Raw genomic sequence first — 8,502 nt, forward strand, 5'->3', positions numbered from 1 at the left:
CTCCATCAGCTCCTTCGCAGCGCGCAGGCCGCCCGGGTCGCGGACGTTCTCCATCAGCTCCTTCATGGCCCGAATGCCGCCTGGGTCCCGGAAGCGCTCCATCAGCTCCCTCGTGGCTCGCAGGCCGCCCGGGTCCCGGAAGCTCTCCGTCAGCTCCCTCTCGGCGCGGATGGCCTCCGACAGCCAGGTCACCCCTGCCTCCGGACTGATGGGTGCTTCCGACATCACCGCAGGCGCTGCTGCTGAAGGCGCCTGACCCGCGGTGGATGCTGCCTCCAACCTCTCGCCGTCCGCGGTTACCACCGAAGGCTGCTGGCCCGCAGCGTCTGCAGGTTCCGGCTTCCGGTCGACGTACCCCAGATCGGACGAATGGGCGTTGCGGAGGTGCTGCAGGGCGGACTGATACGACTCCCCATTGCGGGCCGCCCGCTCTCTGGCGCGACGCTTCAACTTACCTGTGCTGCTCATGTAGTACCTCGTCTGGACAAGGCAAGGCCGATGGTCCGTGCACCTCGCCCCGCAGTCCATCCGGAGGTACAGCATCTTGGGACTGAGTCCCTTCGCCCTCGCAATGTCGGCTCCGCACGGAGAGCCAGAGAAGGTCAGGCGTAGACGACGCCAGCACGCTCACGATGCCACGTGGCCATCCCTGGATCAATCGGGGCCACTCCCTCCTCACTCTGGGTGCGACCCTGCCCGTTCTCCGGCTCGCAGGCCACCAGCAGATCGGCACCGTTGACGAGAGGTCACCGGCAGTGTAGTTCGCGGAGATTCAATCGGTCCCCGATTGAAGGGCTCCATCAGCCCCTCCTTGAAACCACTGAATATTGCTCGGCTTTCGGCCCTCAGAGAGGTTGAGTCCTCTCAGAGAGAAGCCGAGAACGAGTTCGCGCAGGGCTTCGTTCGGGGAGCTGAAAAACGAAGGCCCTGCCAGTTTCTGGCGGGGCCTTTTTGTTTAACACGGGCCTCGTGATGAACATCGCGGGGCCTTTGTGCTTAAGCCGCTGAATCCCAAGGGATTCTGGCTCGCGATGCTGTCGAGACGCGGTTAGCCGCCGACCCTCGTTCTCCGGGACGGTAACCCGGGCGCTCACCTGTCCACGGAATCGGCTCTTCCCCAGATGCGGGTGACGCTCACTCAGCGGTGTCGGATGCAACCTAGCACGCGGAGACTGCCACGGGCGGCACCCGCTGGGGACGGGGCCGCCCCAGGCGGAACGTGAGCATGCGTCCCGTGGCGGGGCAATCCACACCACGGGACGCAGCTGGCGCGAGGTGGCCCAGGTTCTACATGTGCCCAGGCTGACACCTGGGCACTGAGTTGGAAGGACTCCGCAACGCAGAGTCCGACCTTCTCTTACCGAGCAAACTTCTCTGGAAGCTCCCAAGCAAAAACAGCAACACACCCAGCTTCGCGACTCACCACCACGCGAAAGCTGTCGGCAGGAAACTCTGCGACATCCCCAGCGGCGAGCTGAGCGACCTGCGTGCCAAATTCAATCTGGCAGTGCCCAGCCAACACGTAGCACGTACCGGCCCGCATTTCGCCACCGACATCTGCCCCCGGCGAATACCGTTCAACGCTCACCCGATACTTCCTCGCGGGCACGTGCAGAGCACGCACACTCTCTTCCGAGAGTGGTTTGCTGGAGAGTTCGGACCAGCGTCGTACCGTGAGCTGTTTGGGTTCCATCATGCACCTCATTTCGGTTACCGGAAGGTGATGCCAATCTTGGCGAACGCTTCCCGAGCATACGCCAGGCTCTCCGTAGTCGGCATGAAATGGCCGCTTTGGTTGTTGATACTGATGCCAAAGTACGTGCGGCCGTCACGGGCAATTTGAGCCTCGCCCGCGGTAAGAACCGCGCGCCCACCGGATAGCACTGCGTGCTTGATCTCCACTCCCAGGTAGGTGTGAGGAGCGACGATGAGCTGACCAGACTCCAGCACTACGAACTTTAGCCTCTCACCACTGTCGACAAGCGCTTTGAAACCACGAGCGCCCACCTCCATGATGGGGGCCTTCACACTCATCGCGTCTGCTATCTCCCCCGCGAGCCTCTCGGGCATCGTATTTGGGAACAGCCGTCTCGCAATCGACGAGATGTTGTGAACCCACGCGGTGGACTCGCCCACGAAATACGTGTGAGCGTCTTCCACCTCGAAGTTGAAGACCGGCTTGCGCTCCGCGGAGGTCGCGACGGAGACCACGCGCATGCGCTCTTCCATGGCGGATTCAACCTCATCCCCCCACCTGAGCGACTGAGCCTCCGTCCAGCCTCGCCCCACGACGCCGAATGGATGTTCCGCCGTCACCCCGAACTCTTCACGGGTTCCATCGGGTGATTCCAGCGTGACTTCGAGCACGACCATCGCGGGCTTGATGAAGGTTTTCGACACCCGGTGCCAGCCTGGCACCCTCGTCTCCTCATCCCAGGCCCACACCCAGTCTCCCACCGCCACTTCCTCGATGGGCACCAACCCCTTCGCAGTAAGAACGGGTGTGCCCGCGATGAAGCAACCTCCCAGCGCGAGTCTGGCAACGATGCCCGCTTCCGCTTTGACCAGCAGAGGGCGTGTCGCGGCCACGACGACAGGTGCCACCCCCTTGATGACGCCACCTATCACCTTCCCCCCGACAAAGGAGAGCCCCACCTGGGCCACGTCGCTGGCCAGGTCGTCCGTCTTGCCGCGCATCAACGACAGCATCACGTTGAGCGTCGACGTGGCGAGCCCCAAGACAGGTGCGTAGGCCCACTTCGTCTCACGCATCCAGCCCTGCAGGTCGTCCATCTGCTTGTCGCTGAAGGCAAACAAGCCTCGTCCATCCCCCACACAGAACCGGCAGGAGGACTGCACGCCCCCCGGAGCGACTCCTCCATTCATGTCGGCGCCACCCGCGATGGCCGCGGGGCTGCTGTCTCCGCCATCGGAGCTGTTGCCAACTTCCGTCGCCGCACCGTTTACCGCGCCCGCCGTCGAAGAGATGCAGTCCGACGGATTGGGAGAACCGCAGATGGCCGTCATCTCGCCATTGGCGGTGGGGCCCGTCCACATGACGCTCGAGATGGCATCCTCTCCCGAGAAGCCCGACGGATCGACGTACCGCAGTGGGTTGTTGAAGACGTAGCTGTACCGGTTGAGGCCCTGGCTCGAGAACGGCGCCTGCACCACCGCGTCCGGCGTCAAGAAGCGCCCCACCCTCGGGTCATAGAGCCGGCCCCTCATGTTGACGAGCCCCGCCTCTTCGTCCCACTCATGACTCGTGAAGCCCAGCCGCACGACGCTGGAAGTCGTGGCCGGAGCCAGCGTCGGGTCATCCACGCGGCCTCGCGCGCCGAAGGGCTGGTACTTGCGCTGCTCCAGCACAGTGCCGGCCGCGTCCGTCACCGTCTCCACCGAGCCCAGGTAGTCATTCAGCAGGTACGACGTGACGGGCGTGGCGCCACTGCTCGAGTCCTGCGTCACCTGCGCCACCGCACGCCCCTCCGCCAGCACCAGGAAGACGTGCGAGTCCACGCCTGACTCCCGCCGCTTCTCGTAGACGCCTCCCAGGTAGAGGGTGGAGTCCCCGTTGATGTTCTGCTTCAGCGTCCGGCGCTGGAAGGCGTCATAGGTGAAGCTCAGCGTGCCCTGCTGCGTCTGCAGCGTCGCGGGCAGATTGAAGGACGTGTAGCTGATGTTGCGGAAGCGCCCTGTCCCCGCCTCCGCGGCGTTCGTCTGGTTGCCCGCCGCGTCGTAGGTGAAGCTCTCCGACAACGTGCTGAAGTTCGCCGTTGTGCTCACTCCCGTGAGTGCGTGCCGCGGCGCCGTCTGCGCCCCGTACTGGAAGTACAGCCGCTCTGTCTGGGTGCCATTGCGCACCACCTTCCGGGAGGTGAGGTTGCCCAGGAGGTCGTAGTCGTAGTCGGTGACGGTGTTGTCGCACCGGGCCTGCACCGTCCAACGCGTCAGCCGGTCCAAGCCGTCATACTGGAAGGACTCCGACACCTGCTTCAGCGTGTCATGGCGGCTGCGCAGGCTGTTGTTGGTGTTGTAGCTGTAGGACAACGACTGGAGGGGGCTGCCCGCCGTCGTCGGGCCCACCCGGGACTCGATGAAGCGCAACCGTCCTCGGTTGTCATACCGGTTCCACGTCGTCAGGACGTTCGCCCCGCGCGCCTCGCTGAGCAGCCGCCCCACCGCGTCGCGCTCCTTCGCGCGCCAGTACTCGGCGCCAGTGGACGCGTCCTTCACCGCCAGGGGGTAACCCGTCGCCGTGTATTCCTGCTTCGCCGTCAGCCGGGTGCCTCCAGGGCCCGCCGGGTACCAGAGGGTGTCCGGGCGGCCGACGCTGTCGTAGCTCTGGTCCAGGAGGTACGTCGCACCGCCCAGGGTGAGCGACTCCTGGATGGGTCGGCTCAGCGGGTCATACGTATACGCCGACACCACGTCATCCGCCGTCGTCGTCGCGCTGCGCTCATTCACCGCCTGCGCCAGTCCGCCAATGCCATACGGCGTGGTGTCCCAGACGAAGCGCGTCTGCCCATCCGCGTTGCTGACGAGCACTTCCCGGCCGAGCCTGTCGTACCCGAACGTCGTCAGCCGAGCTCCCGCGTCCATCTCCTCGCGCACGTCGCCGAAAGCATTGTACGCCGTGACGAGCGGCCCAAGCTTGGGCTCCATCAGCTTCGTGCGGCGCCCCAGGACGTCGTACTCCATGGAGGTGACGCCGCCACTGTCGTCCCGCACCGACTCCAGCAGTCCGAACGGGCCATAGGCGTAGAAGGTCGCCACCAAAGTGGCGGTGGCCCGCGACTCCTGCTCCTCCACCACCAGCGGCTGGCCCAACGGTGAGTAGAGGATGGCCCACCAGTTGCTCAACTCGTCGAAGTGGCGCATCGCGCGACCCTGGTAGGTCCACTCCTGGAAAGAGCCGTCTGGCCCGGTCGCCTTCAGCGGTCGTCCAAGGTTGTCGTAGGTGAAGGTGGTGACCTTCGCAGGCTCGGCTTCAAAGCGTGGTTGCGTGGTGCGGGCAGGGCGACCGAAGAAGTCGTACTCCGTGGTGGCGTACGTCCAACGTCCGTCTGCCGCCTGGGTGCTGACGGAAATCGGCCGCTCCCACCTGTCCAGCCGCTGGACGACGGTGGGGCTTCCAGCGCGCTGCACCGTCACGAGGGTGTCCAACCCCACGAGCGCATAACCCACCAACACGGATGGGCCAGCCGAAGCCCCGCCTTCACGATAGGGCGCCGCCTCGATGCGCAGCCGGCCGAAGCCGTCATAAGCGCGGCGCGTCCTCACACCATTGGCATCCTCGGTGAGCGCCACCACCCCCAGCGCCGGGTGATAGGCCGTGTCGCTCCGGTGGCCCTCCGCGTTGATTGCCATGGTGGGGAAGAGCTTCTCGAAGTTGTCGTAGGAGACGCTCTCCTGGCGCGAGGGTGCGGTGCCCCCATGCGTGGCCTCCGCGGACGTCACCTGGCCGGTGGCGTCTCTCGCGTAGGTGACGACGAGTCGCGTGTCCACGCTGCCCTCCGGCTCCGTGACGGTACGCCAGACGAGGTTCGATTCCGGGCAGGGCTCGCTGGCGCAGTACTGGTACGTCCTCGTGCGAGTAGACTGTTGGCCGTTGGGGAAAAGGTCTGTTGCCGGCGACGTCGACGTGTCCGTTACCCTCCGAGGAAGGCCCAGCACCCAGGTGCTGGGATGGTTCTCCACCTGGAGGGTGCGTTGCAGCCGCGTGCCCGTCGTGTCGGTGGCGCTGAAGCGCACGAAGGTGTCCTGCGACGCCACGTTGCCGTATGCGTCACACTGCTGGTCCAACACCGAGAAAGAGATGGCGCCATGGACGCTGTCCGTCTCGGACACCGTCGTCTTCACCGGACACAAGAAGCGCGTGACGCCCTCGGGCGCGGTGCGTGCTTCCCGAAGGAAGGTGGTGACGCGGCTGTGTGTCCCTAGTTCAAGGGGGGTGCTGACGGTCTCGGACTTGGGCGAGCCGGCATGCAGGTAGAGCGTCCCGGTGCGAGTGACGTTGTCATACACCGTCGTCGTCGTCGCGTTCGTCGACGTGTCCGTGACGACGCGACGGCCGAAGCCCAGCCAGCCCCGGCCTCGCAGGTCCGTCCTTCCCTCCGCATAGCTGACGTCGTACCGACGGGTAGACGGTCCAGGCCCGTTGTCCTGTCCGCTGTCAGTCACGTACGAACCGACGACCCACATTCCGCGCGTGCCGCAGTACTGCGGATAGGTGCAGGTGCCGGGCGTGTACCGCCCCGCGTCCTGCAGCGCACGCAGCGGGACGTGCTCGAAGCGGACGAACTTGCCATTCCCGTCGACGACCTCGTGCAGCAGGTCCGGTTTGCCTCCCTGGCGCAGGTGCACCAGTAACCTGGGGGGCGTGGAAGTCGTGGTGTCGAACGCCACCTGGACGATGTCCTGCAACCCATCGCCGTTGATGTCGCCGACTCGCGTCAGCTTCTGTCCCCAACCCGAGCCCTCCGCTCCTGCACCGGCGCCTGAAGGTGACTGGGTTCCGTCCCCCGTGGCCCGGCCCACTGCGATGTCAGAGAGAATCTTGGTCGTGAAGCCCGTGCCCGTCGACAGCAGCACCGTGAGGTGCGCGCGTAAGGTCCCCCGGTCGAGGTAGTACTCGGTAAGCAGCAGGTCCTGCCGCCCATCCATGTTGAAGTCGAGCACGCGCAGGCCGTTGTCGATGAGTCGGCCCCCCTCACTCCACTGAGAAGGCCCCGGCATGCTGCCAGCGGGGAGGTCGAGAGTCTGGGGCGGCAAGAAGCCATTGCCGGTGTTCACCGCCAGCTTGAGCAGGCGGGGAGCGTCTGCACGTGGTTGTGCCTCCCGGTGCAACGTCAGGGCATCCGCAAGACCGTCACCCGTCACGTCCACCAACCAGAGGTTGAGGTAGTGGTAGGGCTGCGCCAACACGTGGTCCCAGGGCAGAGCGGACAGCGTCGTCGCCACTTCACGCACACTGCCGTCTGAGTTGATGCCCACCGCCGTGTAGTAGTTGGCGAAAACGTCGGGAGCGCTGGACTGGGGCTTGCGCAGCAACAGCTCCGACGCACCATCGCCATCCACGTCCACCACGAGGCCCGCGTGCTCCGGTCCAGAGAGGATGCCGAGCGGGGTGTAGGCGGGGAAATTCAGCGTGCCAGTCGTGCCCAGCGGGTTGAGACGCCAGGCCCACTCCGCGGGCGTGACCTCGGTCGCGTTGACGTGACGCCAGGAGCGGATGAGGTCCGGCAGGCCATCGGCGTTGAGGTCCGCGGTCTGCAGGCCCGTGGGACGGCGGTTGGCCAGAGGCGTATTGCAGACGGCGTAGGTCTCACTCCCATCGTTGATGGTGGGAATGAAGTTGGTGCCGTTGAACCGGTAGAGCTGGTTGTGGCCGCTGAGGTTCGTGTCGCAGTGGGTGCGTTTGATGGCCAGGATGTCCGTCTTGCCATCCATGTCCATGTCCACGGGGGCCAAATCATCCAGCATATCGCCCACCCTCGCGGTGGGGAGGTTGACGACCATGAACTCGCCGAACCCCGAGCCGGTGCTTAGCCGCAGGCGCCACTCCGGTTCCGGAAAACCGCCCGAGGGGCCAAAGCGAGTGTACCGATAGAGAAGGTCGTCCTTGCCGTCTCCGTTGACGTCCACGAGCTGTATCGTCCAGTAATCGCGGGCAACATAGGGGTGCAAACTGTCGAGCCTGGCGTCATTGTCGATGATGTCAGGGATACCCGTGTTGATAGTCGTAAAGGACTCGGAGCCCATCCCCCAGTGGAAGGTGGTGGGGGACTTGCACACGTTGCGACCGTCACACTCCGTCAGGGTCTTGAGCAGGCTCCTGCCGGAAACACTCCTCTCACTGCCTTCGCGGTACTTCAATGAATAGGAGCGCCAGCTGACGACGGCGCCCATCTGTGTCTGGGACACGGGCACGTCCGGCGCGAACATCTCGATGCGCTCCAGACGCTTGGAGGTGCGCAGCTTGAATCCCGCGACATAGGACTCATCCACGTCGCCCGGCTCGTAGTTGAACACCACGCTGCGCTGCGGTTGGGCTACGGAAGCATCGGTATGGGAGCCGGTGTAGTCGATGCGCGTCAGTAGGTGCTCGAAGCCCGTCGTTTGGGTGCCCTCCTGGGAGTACAGCAGGCGCATGTAGTTACCCTGCCGGTCCTTCACCTCGGAGAGGGCCCAGGCGAAGCGAACCGTTTCGAGGGTGCTGGTGTTGACGCCCGTGGGCGGCGCCTGCTGGGGAATGACGCGAGCACCTTCCAGCCTCGCGGCATACGTGAGGATGCGTCCATTCTTCTGGCGAACCTCGAAGGAGTCCGGAGGGCCGTTGGCGATGCTGGAGGAGAGCTTCACCTTGGCGAAAGGTAACTCCTCGCCGCGCCCCGTCTGGTGCGGCGAGGATGTTCGTGGAAGGGCGAAGCGAGGTTCAGCGAAGCGGCGCGCGCGCCTCGGCACGCAGAGACACTTCGCCGTTCGCCCGCTGGCGGAGTT

General features: G+C 65.1%; 1 protein-coding gene and 1 pseudogene. Both read right to left on the reverse strand.

Features of this window, described 5'->3' with window-relative positions; genetic code table 11:
• Positions 1 to 192, reverse strand: a pseudogene (locus LZ199_RS47095) (hypothetical protein); the annotation flags it as partial.
• A 1,518-nt stretch (positions 193 to 1,710) separates the two neighbouring features.
• Positions 1,711 to 8,364, reverse strand: a complete 6,654-nt coding sequence (locus tag LZ199_RS45635) for an RHS repeat-associated core domain-containing protein (RefSeq protein WP_254000136.1) — start codon at positions 8,362 to 8,364, stop codon at positions 1,711 to 1,713.
• Between the last annotated feature and the right edge of the window lie 138 nt (positions 8,365 to 8,502).

Source organism: Myxococcus qinghaiensis (assembly GCF_024198215.1).
Taxonomy (GTDB): domain Bacteria; phylum Myxococcota; class Myxococcia; order Myxococcales; family Myxococcaceae; genus Myxococcus; species Myxococcus qinghaiensis.